14 protein-coding genes and 1 tRNA gene are annotated in these 17,244 nt (G+C 41.1%); 6 read left to right on the top strand and 9 right to left on the bottom strand.

Going from position 1 to position 17,244, the window contains the following annotated elements; all coding sequences use genetic code 11:
• Positions 1-1,126: 1,126 nt before the first annotated feature.
• Complete coding sequence (locus MAS10914_RS33890) at positions 1,127-1,273, bottom strand: hypothetical protein (RefSeq protein WP_017314660.1); 147 nt, start codon at positions 1,271-1,273, stop codon at positions 1,127-1,129.
• A gap of 84 nt (positions 1,274-1,357) precedes the next feature.
• On the opposite strand from MAS10914_RS33890, the gene pds reads away from it, so the two are divergent.
• The 5 genes from pds (at position 1,358) to MAS10914_RS0104235 (ending at position 5,573) form a co-directional block, all read left to right on the top strand.
• On the top strand, positions 1,358-2,839 hold the full coding sequence (gene pds, locus MAS10914_RS0104255) for a 15-cis-phytoene desaturase (RefSeq protein ID WP_017314659.1): 1,482 nt from the start codon (positions 1,358-1,360) through the stop codon (positions 2,837-2,839).
• A 14-nt stretch (positions 2,840-2,853) separates the two neighbouring features.
• Positions 2,854-2,994 (top strand): hypothetical protein, encoded by a 141-nt coding sequence (locus tag MAS10914_RS34865; protein WP_017314658.1) that lies wholly within the window; start codon positions 2,854-2,856, stop codon positions 2,992-2,994.
• Complete coding sequence (gene crtB, locus MAS10914_RS0104245; protein ID WP_017314657.1) at positions 2,978-3,910, top strand: 15-cis-phytoene synthase CrtB; 933 nt, start codon at positions 2,978-2,980, stop codon at positions 3,908-3,910. The genes MAS10914_RS34865 and crtB overlap by 17 nt, the downstream gene beginning before the upstream one ends.
• Positions 3,911-4,015: 105 nt before the next feature.
• Positions 4,016-4,107, top strand: a tRNA-Ser gene (locus MAS10914_RS0104240).
• Between the two features lie 176 nt (positions 4,108-4,283).
• A complete protein-coding gene (locus MAS10914_RS0104235; protein WP_017314656.1) occupies positions 4,284-5,573 on the top strand; it encodes an ABC transporter substrate-binding protein in 1,290 nt (429 codons plus the stop codon).
• Positions 5,574-5,636: 63 nt separating this feature from the next.
• Here MAS10914_RS0104235 and MAS10914_RS0104230 read toward each other — a convergent pair whose 3' ends face one another.
• Positions 5,637-6,515 carry a hypothetical protein gene (locus tag MAS10914_RS0104230; protein ID WP_017314655.1) on the bottom strand — a complete coding sequence of 293 codons (879 nt, stop codon included), beginning with the start codon at positions 6,513-6,515 and terminating at the stop codon, positions 5,637-5,639.
• Positions 6,516-7,668: 1,153 nt separating this feature from the next.
• Here MAS10914_RS0104230 and MAS10914_RS0104220 point away from each other — a divergent pair.
• On the top strand, positions 7,669-8,463 hold the full coding sequence (locus MAS10914_RS0104220) for a WecB/TagA/CpsF family glycosyltransferase (protein ID WP_017314654.1): 795 nt from the start codon (positions 7,669-7,671) through the stop codon (positions 8,461-8,463).
• Between the two features lie 60 nt (positions 8,464-8,523).
• Here the strand turns inward: MAS10914_RS0104220 and MAS10914_RS0104215 are convergent, their stop codons facing one another.
• From MAS10914_RS0104215 to MAS10914_RS0104185, 7 genes are all read right to left on the bottom strand, one after another.
• Complete coding sequence (locus MAS10914_RS0104215; RefSeq protein ID WP_017314653.1) at positions 8,524-9,693, bottom strand: glycosyltransferase family protein; 1,170 nt, start codon at positions 9,691-9,693, stop codon at positions 8,524-8,526.
• A 90-nt stretch (positions 9,694-9,783) separates the two neighbouring features.
• Entirely contained in the window at positions 9,784-11,031 is a 1,248-nt protein-coding gene (locus MAS10914_RS0104210) for a glycoside hydrolase family 5 protein (RefSeq protein WP_017314652.1), read from the bottom strand.
• A gap of 12 nt (positions 11,032-11,043) precedes the next feature.
• The gene (locus MAS10914_RS0104205; RefSeq protein ID WP_084786325.1) at positions 11,044-12,126 is read right to left on the bottom strand and encodes a glycosyltransferase family 4 protein; all 1,083 of its coding nucleotides are present in this window, start codon (positions 12,124-12,126) and stop codon (positions 11,044-11,046) included.
• Positions 12,127-12,137: 11 nt separating this feature from the next.
• Positions 12,138-13,310, bottom strand: a complete 1,173-nt coding sequence (locus tag MAS10914_RS0104200; protein ID WP_017314650.1) for a glycosyltransferase — start codon at positions 13,308-13,310, stop codon at positions 12,138-12,140.
• A 48-nt stretch (positions 13,311-13,358) separates the two neighbouring features.
• On the bottom strand, positions 13,359-14,288 hold the full coding sequence (locus tag MAS10914_RS0104195; protein ID WP_017314649.1) for a glycosyltransferase family 2 protein: 930 nt from the start codon (positions 14,286-14,288) through the stop codon (positions 13,359-13,361).
• Positions 14,289-14,334: 46 nt separating this feature from the next.
• Positions 14,335-15,465, bottom strand: coding sequence for a glycosyltransferase (locus MAS10914_RS0104190; protein WP_017314648.1), 1,131 nt, complete (start codon positions 15,463-15,465; stop codon positions 14,335-14,337).
• Positions 15,466-15,563: 98 nt separating this feature from the next.
• On the bottom strand, positions 15,564-16,889 hold the full coding sequence (locus tag MAS10914_RS0104185) for an O-antigen ligase family protein (RefSeq protein ID WP_017314647.1): 1,326 nt from the start codon (positions 16,887-16,889) through the stop codon (positions 15,564-15,566).
• Between the last annotated feature and the right edge of the window lie 355 nt (positions 16,890-17,244).

The following is a 17,244-nucleotide window of genomic DNA, read 5'->3' as shown; positions in this document are numbered from 1 at the left end:
AGTTTTAGATGTTATTTTCAATTTTTACTCACTTTTTAATTTATTTTTTTTATAAATCGGCTGAAATTAGGCAGAATAAGTATTCAAATTTTGCCTAATCAACAACAGTAAAATATGCAGTATTTAAGTATAAATTTATACATATATTTTATTTAGATGGAGTAAAATATACTGATAATTAAATAGCAGTCTTTACCAAGGCTATAAAATTATTTTCAAAGGAAAATCACTATAATCTTTGAGAAATCGACTATTTAGGTATTTAATTACCTTACTTTATGTAAAAAAAAGCATTTTGTAGTAAAAAAATATACAATAAATTAAAATATCTCTCAAGAGGGAGAGCTACTTTAGACACAGCCAAGGCACTCTTACAGGAAACCGTCCATAAACAAATCAACACATTTTATGGAATTTACAAGGATGATAAATCTTTGAAACCTTGATTTTAGTAACAGAACCCTTCTATAGATTCTAAATATCATCACAAACACTGACTTTTTCGGAGAGATTTTGAGTAGGAATAATTGCCAAATCTCTGTATTGGCAGGCGGATAAGATAAATTATCACTGTCTTGAAAACTTCAAAAAGTGTCTTTTGGAGTACTAAAGACTACTATTCATTCTTCTGAAAACTTTGCGTTCATAAAAGCTCGACTCAGCCTTGTAAAAGCAGATATTTTCAACCGACTGATAACAGTACTCAAGGCAAATGTGTCCTCACTTTTGCCCGTAAACCTGCTAGTCTGCCAATCATAAAATTGAACGTTTCAAGAAACCAGAATTTCTTTAACCTGGTTTCTTGAGTGATGATTTGACTGAACCCTGAGACTGATGCAAAGCTTATACACGCAGGAGGACGCAGTCGCGCCCGATAGCGGGCTAACCCCTATGGCTGACGCCACGCCTGACGGCGTAAGTCCGGAGGACAGGCTGCGCCAACACGTAGTGTGCGCTCTGCGCTTACGGGTATCTCCTCCCCAGAGGCTGCGCCAACGCCAGTTGCCTGGGTCAGGAAACCCTTCCGTTCGCGCAGCGTGCCCTTCGGGCTTAGTTTGCAAAGGAGGAAACCCTCCTTGCAACTTCTCTCCTGCAGCGAGTAGTTCTCTTGGAGGGTTAGCCCGACCTAAGAAACTGCGGTACTGGTCTCACCTCCTGCATAGCGCTGTCTCACCGCCCTCCGGGCGTCTACAAGTTGGGAAACCCGCGATAGCGCGCTGGCTTCCCAACTCCAGAAAAAACCTGTAGCCACCACTTCAGAAAAACCGATCACCCTGAGACTGCTAAATGTAACGGATTGCAAAGTATAATGAAAACGATAAAACGATTAAGAAATATTGAAGAGCAGTAAGGTTAAATGCGTGTAGCGATCGCGGGAGCAGGTTTAGCCGGTCTTTCTTGCGCCAAATATCTCACCGATGCAGGTCACACTCCGATTGTCTTGGAAAGCCGAGACGTACTGGGGGGTTTGGTAGCAGCTTGGAAAGACAAAGACGGCGACTGGTATGAAACTGGGTTGCACATCTTCTTTGGGGCATATCCCAATATGTTGCAGCTCGTTAAGGAACTGGGCATTGAAGACAGATTGCAGTGGAAAGAACACTCCATGATCTTCAACCAGCCCAATAATCCAGGGACTTATAGTCGCTTTGATTTTCCAAATTTGCCAGCGCCTTGGAATGGCATAACAGCTATTCTGCGGAATAATGATATGCTCACATGGGCGGAAAAAATTCGCTTTGGGATCGGTTTGGTACCAGCGATGATTCTGGGGCAAAGATACGTAGAGGAGATGGACCAATACTCCTGGTCGGAGTGGATGAAAAAGCAAAACATTCCTCCACGAGTAGAAAAGGAAGTTTTTATCGCCATGTCCAAGGCGCTGAACTTCATAGACCCCAATGAAATTTCGGCAACAATTCTTCTGACAGCTCTCAATCGCTTTCTTCAAGAAAAGAACGGCTCAAAAATGGCTTTTCTGGATGGTTCCCCCACAGAACGCCTGTGCCAGCCAATAGTGGATTACATTACCGCACGCGGCTCAGAAGTGCGGTTGAATGCGCCCCTCAAAGAAATCGTACTGAATGACGATGGCACGGTAAAGCATTTCGTGATTCGGGGGTTGAATGGAGCAGAAGATGAAGTATTAACGGCTGATGGCTACGTCTCGGCAATGTCGGTTGACGCAATGAAGGTTTTGCTACCTGCACCCTGGAAGCAAATTGAATTTTTCCAAAAGTTGGAAGGTTTGGAGGGGGTGCCAGTGATAAACTTGCAACTGTGGTTTGACCGTAAACTCACTAAGATTGACCACCTGCTATTTTCGCGCTCGCCCCTGCTCAGTGTTTATGCCGATATGAGCAACACCTGCCGTGGATACGCCAACCCTGACTGCTCAATGCTGGAACTAGTCCTAGCTCCGGCTGCATATTGGATTGCAAAAAGTAATGAAGAAATTTTGCAGGCAACTCTTGCCGAATTAGAAAAGCTGTTTCCCGACCACTTTGGTGGAGACGATGCAGCAAAGTTGCTAAAATATCATGTCGTCAAGACGCCGCGCTCGGTTTACAAAGCAACGCCTGGTCGTCAACAGTACCGTCCCTCGCAACAGACCCCAATTGCTAACTTCTATCTGGCAGGGAGTTACACCATGCAACGCTACTTAGGAAGTATGGAAGGTGCCGTACTTTCTGGTAAGCTGACAGCGCAGGCGATTGCGCGGAGCGCAGCGCCCCAAGGGGCGAACGACCGTAATACCGCTGAGGGTCTTTCTGAAAGAAAACCTCTCCCTCGTTCCGAAGGAACAAGGCAAACGCCTGAAGAGGCGTTTGGACGGTAGGACGCGCTACGCGATTGCGCGAAGCGCAGCGCCAAGGGCGATTGGGCAAAGCAAGCGCGCCGTTTGCGGCGATTGCTGAAGCTCATCCGGTGGCAAATACAAAAAGCCTGCAAACGCAAACCCTTCAGCCTGCAACGAATGCTGCAACTGCCTGATTCTCCCCCACGCATGAAAACACCGGTCTCTGTAGACGAGTCCTATAAACTTTGTCGCCAACTTATAGTCAAGTATTCCACGACTTTTTACATTGGCACTTTGTTGGTTAACAAGCCAAAGCGCAAACATATTTGGGCAATTTATGCTTGGTGTCGCCGTACAGATGAACTAGTGGATGGTCCCGCATCTGCTATCACCACGCCAGAAACTTTGGCTCTGTGGGAACAGCAGCTAGAATCGATTTTTGCAGGACATCCATTGGATAATTTTGATGTAGCTTTGGTGGATACCATCCAACGTTTCCCGATAGACATTCAACCCTTTCGGGATATGATTGCAGGTCAGCGTATGGACTTATACCGCAGTCGCTACCAAACCTTTGAGGAATTATACCTCTACTGTTACCGCGTCGCTGGCACAGTAGGTTTGATGTCAACAGCGGTGATGGGTCTTGACACCTCCACAAACACAGCTCCGTGGAACCGTCATCAACAGCCGTATATCCCCACTGAAGAAGCAATTACCTTGGGAATTGCCCATCAACTTACTAATATCCTGCGGGACGTGGGGGAGGATGCAAGGCGGGGGCGAATATACATTCCCCAAGAAGAATTAGCACGGTTTAACTACACAGAGCAAGACCTGTTTAAAGGAGTCGTAGATGAGCGCTGGCAGGCACTAATGCGCTTTCAAATTGCACGGGCACGCCAATTTTACGCCAAGGCTGAAAAGGGAATCTCCCACCTATCTGCCGATGCCCGGTTGCCTGTGTGGGCATCTCTGATGCATTACAGTCGAATTTTGAACGTCATTGAACGCAACGATTACAATGTGTTCACTCGACGTGCCTACGTTCCTCAGTGGCAAAAGTTACGTGCTTTGCCTGTAGCATGGTTGCGCTCGCAAGTGTTATGAAGAAGCCGTCATTTGTCATTTGTCCTGAGGAATGACGAATGGCAAATGACAGATGACTATTGACATTGAACTTTAGAGTCTGTTATCATTAATCTTCGTGACCGTGGAGAGGTGGCTGAGTGGTCGAAAGCGGCGGATTGCTAATCCGTTGTACAGTACGTAAGGCTGTACCGAGGGTTCGAATCCCTCCTTCTCCGTTAATTAAGAAAATAGAAAGGCAACATAGGCTCTTAAGAGCAGGTAGCAAAGGTAGCTTTCCTCCTGTGGGAGGATGTTATTATTTATCTTCTGGAGCCATTAAAGAAGTTAATTCGTCGTCAAATTTGAATCTTACTTTTAGGCTCCTGAATAGAAGAGGAGTGAAACTGAATATATGCAAAAGATGAATGCTGCCTTTGCTCTGGCTTTGGCTACCCTGGCAGTTGGTTTTCTGGCAGCAGCTTGTGACAATACAGCCCCAAGTAACACCCCTGGTAATGGAGGAAGTGCCACCACCAAAGGGCTAAAAATTGGTTCCCTACTACCAGCAACAGGTGACTTGGCTTCCATTGGACAGCAGATGATACCTGCCGTTCCCTTCCTTGTGGAAACTGTCAACGCTTGCGGTGGCGTGAATGGCGAACCTGTGACCCTTGTGCCTGTGGACGACCAAACCGACCCCAAAGGTGGTGCTGCCGGTATGACCAAACTGGCAACTGTCGATAGGGTTGCAGGTGTCGTTGGCTCTTTTGCCAGCAGCGTTTCCACTGCGGCTGTCTCAATTGCCGCTCAAAATAAAGTCATGCTCATTTCTCCAGGTAGCACCAGCCCCGTATTTACAGAACAGGCGAAACAAGGTAAATTTAAAGGCTTTTGGGCGCGTACTGTTCCACCTGATAGCTACCAAGGACCAGCATTAGCCACACTTGCTAATAAAAGAGGTTATAAAAGAGTTTCCACCGTCGTCATAAACAATGACTATGGTGTGGGTTTTGAAAAAGCATTTGTGCAAGCTTTTAAAAAATTGGGGGGAACTGTTGCTAACGAAAACAATCCTGTTCGCTACGACCCGAAAGCTACCACATTTGAAAGTGAAGCATCTGCTGCTTTCGCTGGTAAGCCGGATGCAGTCCTAGGCGTTTTTTACGTAGAAACTGGTAGTCTGCTGCTAAAAGCAGCGTACCAGCAAGGTTTGCTTCAGGGTGTGCAGGTCATGCTAACAGATGGAATGAAGTCAGATGAGTTTCCTGGACAAGTCGGCAAAACCAATGACGGTAAATATATCGGCTCTGGAATTATCGGTACAGTACCAGGTTCCAACGGCAAAGCGTTAGCGGCTCTCACCAAACTCTGGCAATCCAAAAAAGGAGGCTCACCAGGAGAATTCGCTCCTCAAGCTTGGGACGCCACCGCCTTGCTAGTTTTGGCAGCACAAGCTGCTAAAGAAAATACAGGTGTTGGCATAGCCAACAAAATCCGTGAAGTTTCCAATGCCCCAGGCACAGAAGTGACTGATGTTTGCGAAGGACTAAAGTTACTGCAACAAGGTAAAGATATTAACTACCAGGGAGCCAGTGGCAACGTAGATGTTGACGAAAACGGCGATGTAGTCGGTATCTACGATGTTTGGACAGTTGGGGACGACGGCAAAATCAAGACGATTGATAAAGTTAGCCCGAAATAAAACTTAGGAGTAGAGACGTGCTATGGCGCGTCTCTACTTAATAAACACCCTTTGAATGTTCTTTTACAAGCCAAAAAGCCCACTAAAGTTGTAACCGACTCCTACCGACAAACCGATATCAGTTTCATCGAGAAATGCCGCATTCACAGCAGCTGTTGCTGTAAATTGAGGAGTTATAGGCACATCGATTCCACCAGTCAGAAGAAAGCCAACCTCAGTATCGTCGCCTGTTTCAATAGCTGCACCTGCTCCAATATAAGGAGCAATAGGCAACGGTTCAGCAAACGGATCTGATAACTGCCTGAATGAAAAGTCGTAACTGACGGGAACTAGAATGACAGTATTGTCTCCTATCACTGCCGATGGACGCACCGATATGGCATTTGTCAAGCCTATTTTACTGATAACCATAAAATTGGTGTCGCCTAAAGCAGAGTCCCCACCCAGACCAATATTTGCTGCTATTCCGATATAACTTGAGCCACCACGGGTTGTTGTGCCTGGGTCAATATCTGCTTGTGACACCTTAGAAGTAGATGGTTGAGCCTGGACATCTGCATTCTGGGTCTTTTGAGGATCTATAACAAGTGCCGCAGATGAAGTTGCTGTTGTTCCTGGAACAGGAGTTACCACGCTCTTCGCAGTTTCCTGTTGTATGTTAGTTGGCTGCTGCTGAGACTGGTTTATATCTGATACTGGCGCTGAATGATTTTCTACGCCGATGAATTCTACCGGAGTAGGAGTAAAAGCTTGTGGGTAGAAACTTTCTACTTCAGGACTTACCTGATTAGGAAACGCTTCAGTTCCGGAAGACTCGCTTAACTGCTTAGTGCTTGTATTATCTGCTGTTTGGGCATCAGCAGATAAGCCGCTACCCAGAACCGCTATAGCTGATAAACTCAGCAACAAAAATAAATTCTTACGAAAAGATATAGTATTCACATTCACTCCTCAAAGAATATTGCCTCCATAGATGACGGGTTCTGTGGTTATTAGCCCACTTTTGGCAATATTCAACAATTTAACACCAAAAAATTAATTCCTACATCCTCAATTGGACTATAGTCACTAAAATTTCAAATAAGAAATTTAAGATAAATATCATTAACTTGACAGATGACACAAAATATTTTTATCCTAAGAAATAGAGCCATTAATATACAGATCTCAGTATTTGTATAAAATAGAGTCACAGTCTCTAAGAGTAAAGCCATTTAAGAATTTAAAGCAACAAAGAGAAACTTTACGCTTCAACTTTAGTTTGCGTCTAAAAGGTTCTAGTTAATTAGATGTTGCATAGATGTTGCAAAAATATTGACAGTACTGAGTTTTAGCTCTTTATCCGGCTTGCTCCAACTACTGACTTTGATGAAAGTTCTATATACAAAAGTCTCTAAGCTTACAGCATAGCTAATCGAGCCGATAATTGTTTTTAAAAAATTTATTTCACTCCTAATGTGCTTAAAAGCACATAATTCCTGTGGTGATGGCTTTACATAATTTTCACATATCCCTAGATATTACTTAATAAGCGAGCAAATTTGGGTTTTTATCTGTATAAAAGCTAAATTTTAGACTGATATTAACTGTATATGTACTGAAGAACCTTCGGTTTTTCATGAAAAATATGTAAAGCTAGTATATCCTTGATATTTTCATGATAAGTTATCACTTGATAATTCAAAATCTATAACCGTTACAGTGAAGAAATGCACTTAAAGAAACAGTAAAAATACACCTATAAAATCGAGAGCAAAAAGAAAATTGCTCCCAAGGTAGTTTGTTTCTCAAACATTGCATCGGTTATAGAAAAGTTCATTTCTGTTAATTTTTCTAATGTTGGTGGTCAAAAGTGAGCGCGATTACAAGGAAGCGCAGCGCCCCAAAGGGGTGAGCACCAAATCTTTTAAAAGTTCCAAATCCTCATCTGAGCCTCTTTCAAAGCTGTTCCTTTGCTGTAAGTTAGTTGCTGTAACTGAGTAGGATGAGGATGGTGAAATCAGGGCGTTACGGAACTCTCAACATATTCTTCACACTCTAACCGTGTGCTTTGTAAATCAACCGAAAGTTAGATATAAGCTAAATTGTGCAAGCTATGAACAAAGTTAAAATTCTGAACCTAGAGATTGACAATTTGTCGAAGGCAGAATTTTTAGAGAAATTGCAATCCGGGGTAGTATTTACGCCGAATGTTGACCATCTGATTAAACTGCAAAAAGACCCTGAGTTCTTGCAGGCGTATAGTATTAGTGACTATAAGGTTTGTGATAGCCAAATACTAGTTCATGCGTCTAAATTTTTAGGAACCCCAATCAAAGAAAAAATTTCAGGTTCCGACTTGTTTCCTGCTTTCTATAATTATCATAGGCATAATGAAGACATCAAAATCTTTCTTTTAGGAGCAGGTCAAGGAGTAGCTAGTAAAGCTCAAAATGAAATAAATAGGAAAACAGGTAGGAGCATTGTTATTGCTTCATATTCTCCGCCTTTTGGATTTGATAAAGATGAACAAGAGTGTCAAAACATAGTTCGCATGATCAATAATTCTGGTGCTACTGTCTTGGTTATAGGAGTTGGTGCCCCAAAGCAAGAAAAATGGATATACAAGTACAAGGCTATGCTACCGCAAATAAGGATATTTATGGCATTGGGTGCGACTATTGATTTTGAAGCAGGAAACGTGAAAAGATCTCCAAAATGGATGAGCGAAGTTGGCTTAGAATGGTTGTTTAGAATGTTGTGTGAACCAAAAAGATTATGGAAAAGATATTTGGTAGATGATATTCCTTTTTTTATATTAATTTTGAAACAAAAACTAAATTTGTACATGACCAAGGATCATAAAAATAAAAATAAAAAACCCATGTGGCAAATTGCTGACAGATTATAGTACAGACTTGAAAAGCAGCTTATAGCAGTGCGTTACACTCGGTGAACGCACGCCACAGTTTCAATGTCCACTTTGTACTGTGTCAGCTAAGTTTCTTAAATGAGCCTTTCGAGATAACATTTCTGGTGTGCTTTCAAGCCCTAATTTCTCTAAAATTTGTTCCCAACGGTATACCCAGTCATGACGTAGTAGAGAGTTAATCACATTGTCTTTACGAATTCTATTTAAGCGCTCTGGTTGTGCATCAAGAGCAGTGATAATATCAGCTAAATTAGTAGCATCATAGGGAATTTCAATCACTGCATCAGACCAGTTAAAGTAAGTTGTATAAGCTTCACAAACTGGAGGAGTCCCAATCATAACCGCTCCCCCTGCTGCTCCCTCAAAAAAGCGAGAACCTAGCTCCTCTTGACCACCTGTTTGATGTATAGCGTCAAATTTTGCTTTATTAGCAATATAGTAACGACTTCTCTTAATCAAATTGCTATATAAAGTTCGGTGCTCTTTATAGTCGGTCATTTGTAAACCTTTAAGAGAGTCAAATAAATATAAAAAATTTTTCCGTTCCGCCATTTCCAGTAAAGCTTTGTGTACTATTGGTGAACGGCGACCAATGCTATAAATATCTATACTCCGTTGCGGTGCTTGTGGATAGGGGCAAAATTTTATAGTATCGACCCCATAGGGTAAAGAATAACAAGGACGCTGAACCAAATTGGTAATAGCATTAATGCTAGAACTTTGTGTCGTAAAAATATAATCAAAATCTTTCACAAGTTCAAAGCAAAGTCTAGTTTTATGGTCTCCAATCTCTTTTGCCCAGATTTCATCTATCCATAAAACAGCTTTACGGCATTTTTCTCGCCATGCTTTAATAGAATTAATACACGCGATATCCCAAAAGTGTTGGCAAATAAAAAATAATAAATCGTATTCTCTATCTACAATGGTAGGAATGCAACCCGAACTGAGAAGTTGACCTTTACCAGTAGCTCTTGCTGCATAGTTTGCCAGCTTTTTATTAAGTGTACTGACGGCACCAGAAGCTAGCACAGGAGCAAGTATATCAGCATAGTCAAAAGTAAAAACAGCATCTTCAAATTCATACTCAGCAGAGCGAAAGGCTTGGGAATGGAAACCGCGCATTGATACTACTAAAATACGTGGTTTTTGATTTAAACGAAGATATATATTTTTGGATGATGAATTTTCCTGAGTCATTTGTGACATACTGAAACTCCGGCATTCTGTTAAAAGAACATTGTGGTATCACACCCTGTAAAAAAATATTGTTCATTATTGTTAGTGCCGCTACCCCATTCAACGCAGCAGCTTACTCAAAAGTTTCTGCTTGTCAGTATTAATACTTTCCCAGTCGTCTTGTAGAATGCCTCCGGTACCTTGACTGTTGGGATTCCAACACCAGTAGGTAAAGCTAAGTTGTTTCTTATTGATGTAATTGACAAATTCCTGTTGCCAAATACCCTCCTTAGAAGTGCTATCTACGTCATATCCACCAAATTCACCAATCCAAATTGGGGCAATCCCTTGCGAAGCAATATAGTTAAATGCTGTTTCCCAACGTTGAGATAAGTTTTTAGGAAATGTAGAGTCTAAAAACCACGACAAATCAGAACCACCGTACTCATGAGGAGAATATACTAGCTTTCCGGATACCTTCAGGCGTACTGGATATTTGCGGACGCCCTCAAGATTTGAACCCCACAAGTAGCCTGATAATTTTTGACCAGGCACATTTTTCTCTACTCCCTCTACCAAAATCAGCCAATTTGGGTTTACATTGAGAATTCTGTTTCCAGCCCGTTCTGCAGCTAGCCGCCAGTCAGTTGCTGAGTTACCTGTTCCCCAACTAGCACGACCATGAGGTTCGTTTTTCAGATCCGCCCCGATCACGTTGGCTTGGTTTTTGTAGCGTTTGGCTAGCATTGTCCAAGTGTTAATCCAGTCGCTCTCGGTAAATTGGTCATCGTACCACAATTCCGAGATCTCCTGATCGTTGAGTCGGTGATTGTCGAGCAAAATTAGCAGTCCCTGACGCTGCGCCTCCTTAATCACCAAGTCCATTATCTCCAGCGGAGTCTTGTCTTGGAAATCTTTATTTGCACCAATAGAAAAATCGACACTACTGATGTCACTAGAACGCAGTGCTTGTATGGAATAGGGGAAGCGGATGACGTTATAGCCCAAACTTTTAATCTGAGCGAGCATATCTTTGTAATCTCTAACCCAAAGGCCATTTGGGGCATGGGTGTTTAGTTCCATGCCAAACCAGTTGACACCGCGCAGCAGAACCACGCTACCATTGGCATCAACAATCTGAGAACCTTGAGTAGACAAAGGAGGGACAATAGTAGTAGCAGCCTCACTGATAGAGATGTCATTCTGTTTGAACGGCATTGAACAGCTACTAAAACCTGTGTAAAGCAACACCAATGCCAAGCCAATCGCAAGGTGTTTTGTGAACTGTCTCCACAGCCTTGTACCCTTGTAGGCTCTAAAAAAACTTATTTTTTGTAATACTTGCACTATAAACCGAGTATGACTCATATACAAAGCTTGCTACTTCAAAACTACATTTTGTAAGAGCTTAGATAATTTTGATGAAAAAACTTCTAAGTTATATTTTTCTTCACACAAACGCCGAGATCTGTTTCCCATCTCCCGAGTTTCATCTGGATGTTGCAGTAAATAGGAGATTGCCTGTTGCCATCCCTTAACATCTTGCTGGTCAACAACAATTCCGATACCCTGTTTTTCTACATCAATACCAACGTACTTGTTTCTTGTCATTACAACTGCTTTACCCATTGACATTGCCTCTAATAAACTTGTCAAGCCAATCGCATTATATGGTTTATTGGGTCTCATATTTAAAGGAATAGCAACTGCATATGCTTGTTCATATTCTGCTAAAAGTTCTTGCCATGAAAGCATCTTTTTAACAAGATGAATGTTTGAGGTTAGTTCGCAAGTGTTAGAAATGAGAGAGTTCCCATGGCTGCAAATTTTTAAAGGGTGGTTGATTTGGCTAAAGGCTTTTATCAGTGTGTCGTAGTCTCGATAAGTTTTACCTGCACTTAAAATAAACCTAGTGCCAGATTTTTTGTTTTCATCAGTACTTACATTCTTTATTTGATAACAGGGTAAATCGTTCCCCCACTCTAATATTTCCAACTTGTTCTCAGGTATATGAAACTCATATTTTAAATGGTCTTTAATTTCATTGTTCAAGCAAAAAAGTTTATCGTGTCCCCTAAGAAGTAAGCTAGTTAATAAATGGCTCCCTAAATTTTTCCGAAATGATTGATATGTTATGGCAACGATTGGTTTTTTGAATATACCAAGAGAACGGAGAAATGCGAGGAATGCTGTAGTCAGGTGGTGTCCTGAATAAACAACATCATACTCCTGTTTAAAAAACAGTATCCTTAATTGCTGATCTAAATCTCCAAAAATTTTTAATCTTTGGCTGATTTTTTTAAGAAAAGAACATTTTTCAAAAGGCAAAATATGAACATCGATACCATATTTAGGTAGTAATGTAGCTCCCCAAAGATGATGACTTGGATATTGGTAATTCTCTCTGTGCCACTGTTCCCATTGGCCAGTCATGCTGTAGTTGTTAAGTAAAATTACTTTCATTGTTCATTTATTTAAGTAGGAAATATGCCTTGAAAAACTCTGATTGAATTCATTGCATCAGCAACATCAGCAAAGAATTTTTTCTGCCGAATTCTTGACCATATAAGCGCATCCTCACAAGAATCTGGGGCTGTATTTGCTACTAATTCAACTAAATGATCAGCAAAATCCTTTGGTTTTTCGACAACCTTAACGCAAGACGGGTAGTCGCAAATTCCACGCATTGCCACAGGAGTTGCCACAATGGGAGTTCCTGAAGCAATAGCATCCAAAGTTTTAATTTGGACACCACCCCCACTAATAGAGGGAACAGCAATCACTTTTGCCTGTGCCATAAATGCTTGTACATCTGGCACAAAACCACAATATTTTACATTAGGATACTGTCCCTGCAACCATTCAGCACCCCTACCTGCAACCTGAATGGAGAAATCTAAGGGTAAGAGAGGATAAACTTCTTGGAAGAACCACTTCAAACCCAACATATTAGCTTTCCATGTCCAACTGCCGAGAATTCCCACATCAAAGGTTTTCATTGCAGTTGTACTTGATAATCTTTCTAAGCTAGAAGGTATATTGAACACTCTAGTCGCCTTGTTAATGTTGCTAAAGTAGCTCGCATCATATGATGTGAATGTCCAAACTTCTTTAGCTTTCCTTGCCACACTATCTTCCAACTCTTGAATGAGGTGAGCTTCTCGCTTGTATATCTGTTTTGATATATTATTATGTGTATTTTGAAATTGCTCTAAATAGACTTCGTGTTCTACGTTATGAGCAATGAATATCAACTTAATTTTGTTGCTTAAGAAAGGCAATAACCAACCTACTTGTGCATGATCTATGATGGCAACATCATAGTCTTGGTTATTTAATAGTGTTATTACATTTTTGATATACCTTTCAGAATAATATTTTGCACAGGAGTAGGGAAGCTTTTTTATCAGGCTCAAACCCATCCAAAAAAGAGGATAAAATTTAGATTTATCTGTTTCTATATATCGTTGACCGACTGAGATTTCATTTACGAGTTTGTTGAGAGAAACATCGCCTTGTCGCTGGTAGCCAACAACCAAAACCTTGTGTCCGCTTTGCTCAAGAGCATCAATAAAGCTTTGGGATGCAATTTCCCCACCAGTTTTCCTTTGACTAGGAAGAACCGTTGTCAAGTATAAAATATTCATGTTGTTTGCTTAAGGAAGGTAACAAAACTTTTGCCAAGTTTCGATATTCTATATCCCTTGAGTTATCCTGTATACCTCGTGGCGCATTCCAAGAATACCTGCAAGCGTTCCAGCACCCCTATAAATATGTAGCAAAGCTTTAATAAATACGTGTTGTCCCAAAAACAGAGATGGGAAAATGAGGCATACCCCTTGAATCATCAGTGCGATTCCTTTGGCGATACGTATGGCAAGTACCATAATTGAAGGATAGAGTTCCCGCTCGCAAAAGCTATGTCTGCTCCAACCTAGATAACCTCTTTGAAGAATCCATCTCATGTTGATACGGCTTTCAGGTATCCATTCATAGACTAAAGCTTCATCCGCCCAAACTAGTTTATATCCCGCACGATAAACACGCATGAAAAAATGCGAATCTTCTCCACCAGTCAGAGCAAAACGCTCATCGAAAATTTTATCTAGTTTCTGCAAAACGAGTAAGCGAATCAGCACATTGTTAGTAAACGCTACTCTTAGCAAATGACCTGTGGAATAACGCTTAGGCTCAAAAAAACCTCCTTTGACAACCCAATTAGGGATATTTGACTTCATAAAATGCGGTAAAACAGGTCCAGTGACTACGTCCGCATCATATGTTTGCTGAACCGATAAAAGCTCATCCAGCCAAGATGCTTTGGGGGCTTCATCGTCATCTATGAAAGCCACAAAATCTGAATCTTTGCTGACACAAGCGATCGCTTTATTGCGAACATAGGAAATACCACGAGTAGGTTCAATGTGGTACTTTAGTAACCATTTGAAATCACTCACTTTACTAGAGTAAACTGCATGAGCAGAACCAGTTGAATCATTATCAACAACAATTACCTCTATATCTGGAGTTTCACACTTACTAAAAGTGAGCTGATTGAGTCCATCAAGTAAGCGTTTTAATCCTTCAGGACGTTGATAGGTTGCTACGCACACAGAAATTAACATCCTCTCACCTCAAATAGAAATTCTGCTCAGACTATTTGTTGTGTCTTTATAGCAAAGATTTGATATCGGATATAACGCCTTCAATGACCTGAGAACCGAATAGACGCTCTAGCACTTCTCGGTCAACATTATTCTTCTGAGGGTTGAACAAGAACTTAGTAATTTCTTCCCCAAAAGATTGAGCATTAGCGGCTATTTTGAAATATTTTTTGACTGCTTCCGGCAAACCAGCTATTCCTTGAGGAGTTGAAACAATAGGTCTTCCATAAGTGAGCATTTCCAAGGACTTTATACTAACACCACTCCCTGTTAAAACTGGATTAATGAGAACACGCCCTGAATTGTAGACTGCTACAGAAGAAGCTGGATTAATACTCAGATGCACCCCTTCATTCTCTTCACATAGCTGCTTTATTTTCTGCACAGGGTTTGCTCCAGCTATCAGCACCTTAACATTTGGTAATACAGAGCGAATCACAGGAAGAACCTCTGTTAGGAACCAAACTATACCTGCTACGTTGTTGTTTGAGTAAAGGTTGCCTAAGAACACAATATCATAATAATTTACCCCCTGTTCATTATCAGAAGTCTCTAAATCTCTATCTTTGTTGAACTCGACAATAGGAGGTAGATAACGCCCATTAGTAAAGCCTTGGCTTTGCCAAAACTTTAAATCATCTACTGATATATCATAAAATAAAGAGCTATAACTTAGTAAATTTTTTTCATAACTTTCCAAGTGAGAAAGCGATAAATATCTTTTAAGTTTGTTTAAACCTGTTGCAAATGTAAATAATCGTCTATAGTATAAATGTTCTACATTGTGGCAGCGAGTCACTAAAGGGATATTTAAGTGCTTCCTGAGCTCAGTTGCGACTTCTCCACCGTGAATACCATCCAACCAAATAACCTGAGGAGCAAAGACTGGAACCTCTTCAAGCAGTCTGCTCAGTTCTTGTCCTCTGACAATTCTAGAAGTCACTTCCAAAGGATAACGAAATAAATCAAGAGTTCTACGTACAGTAGAACTTAGTGTGTATCTAAAAGGTATAAGATAAATTTCTCTAACGTATTTTTTTATCTCTGCAATTTCTTCATTTTTTGGATAAGATCTGAACCAGGATATGAGTTGTAACTCAACACCTACTTGAGAAAAGGCTTTTATCCTTCGCCACATATCTACCCGCCCTCCATGCATCGGCGGGTAGGGAAGATCATGACATATCAGAGTAATTTTCATTAAATTAAATAACTTTCACCTGAACTACACTTGAACTATAAATTTTGCTTTGACGATGCTTCTGATTCAAGGTACTCTTTTTCGTTGATCAAAGGACTGACATAGTTATAAAGTTTTGCTTGTTCGTACTCAAACGCCATTGAAAAAATTGTAGACACGTATAATATCCAAAAGATACTGTTAGTTGCTAAAAGAGTACTTTCAGTTACGTTGTATATAAATAAAAACGTCAGATACATTAAAGGCAATAAACCCTCTACCGTTCTGGTCATTCTTAACCACATGACTCCTCTTATACAAGCAGTCACATAACTTATGAAAAATACTGCTAATCCTGATATCCCTAATTCCGCCAATAAGTCCATAAAGCCATTGTGACCATAAGGACATTCCCAATCCAAAACGCGCCAAAGGTAGGCTGTCACCTCATTATCCCAGTTCTGCCAAAAGGCATTAAATCCGTAGCCAAACAAGGGGCGTTCCCAGATGAGTTCGAGCATAACTGCCCATATATCTGTGCGTCCTGTAAGAGTCAAATCCTTACCCAATGAACTTGCTATAAATGGCAAATTATCTAACAGCAACGTAGCCGTACTTCCTATCACAAGTACCACAGCAATCATCAAAGGCACTATTTGGGCGTAATTGCTCCGCAAAGCCCTGTACAGTGGCTGAATAATAATCAGGGTAAGAGAAACAACAAGGGCTGTTTTGGAAGTCGAAAGTATGATTAAAGCTACTGAGAGAATCAAACCAGCCCACGCAACCCAATGGTATTTACGGTGCATAATGGAGTTGCTGGTAGCTAGTAAAAGAAAGACTATAGTACTTACATTCATGATGCGACCCAAGATGTTTTTGTGCATCATCACGCCTCGCCAAGCTCCCGTGTGAATACCTCCTTCCTGAAAGGTCATCAAACCATAAGATGGCAGTGCTATGGCAAATGCAACGCTAAGTACAATGATTATGCCAAACGTCCAACCTAATAACTGTAGTTGCTCCCTCAAGCTGTAGCGCGTAGCTATGTATACTCCAAATGCTGTTGTTCCCAAAAGAAGGATGCTACGCCTTGGTGTGATGTCGGGTGCGACTGTCCAGAGTACTGATGCCATGGCAATTCCTACCAGTAGCCAGATCCAAATGTGCTTCTGTGAAACGCGCACAAAACTCTTCCACCTTTGAATAATCAGGAAGAAAGTCACCATGTAAATTCCCATGAATAAGATGGGACTATATGGATCTTCTGCGATGCTAGAAGCATCTTCCTTTTCCAACAAAACAGGTATCAAGGCAGTTGTAGAAAGAAAAAGAGTAAATACAACAAATACCTTTTCAGCTAGCCTTGATAGTCTATGCATGGCAACTCTATTTCCAATGGTCTTTTTGTTGTCCAAAGAAAATCCTTTAGACAGAAAAACTGCTTCTTTAGTTGAATGAGTCTCCTAAAGAAACTTACCGTAGAAAGATTATCCCATCTAATATCTCACACGGATATGTCCAAAGAAATAATTTTGTCTTCGCTCTGAAACCGAGACTTTACTCTACCTTCATTATTAAAATCGTTTTCATAAATTTTCTGTAAAGAACAGCGCATTATAGTGCGTGCAAGATATGTTGGGGGTATCGAAACTTAGCAAAAATCTGGTATGATTTGTCCCTAAGACAGGAAGTCTTCTGCGGACGGAGAACTAACATATCTATAGAAATTTCGGG

The sequence above is a fragment of the Mastigocladopsis repens PCC 10914 genome (assembly GCF_000315565.1).
GTDB classification, from domain to species: domain Bacteria; phylum Cyanobacteriota; class Cyanobacteriia; order Cyanobacteriales; family Nostocaceae; genus Mastigocladopsis; species Mastigocladopsis repens.
The sequence above is the reverse complement of the archived record's forward strand: the minus strand, read 5'-3'. Positions and strand labels throughout refer to the sequence as shown.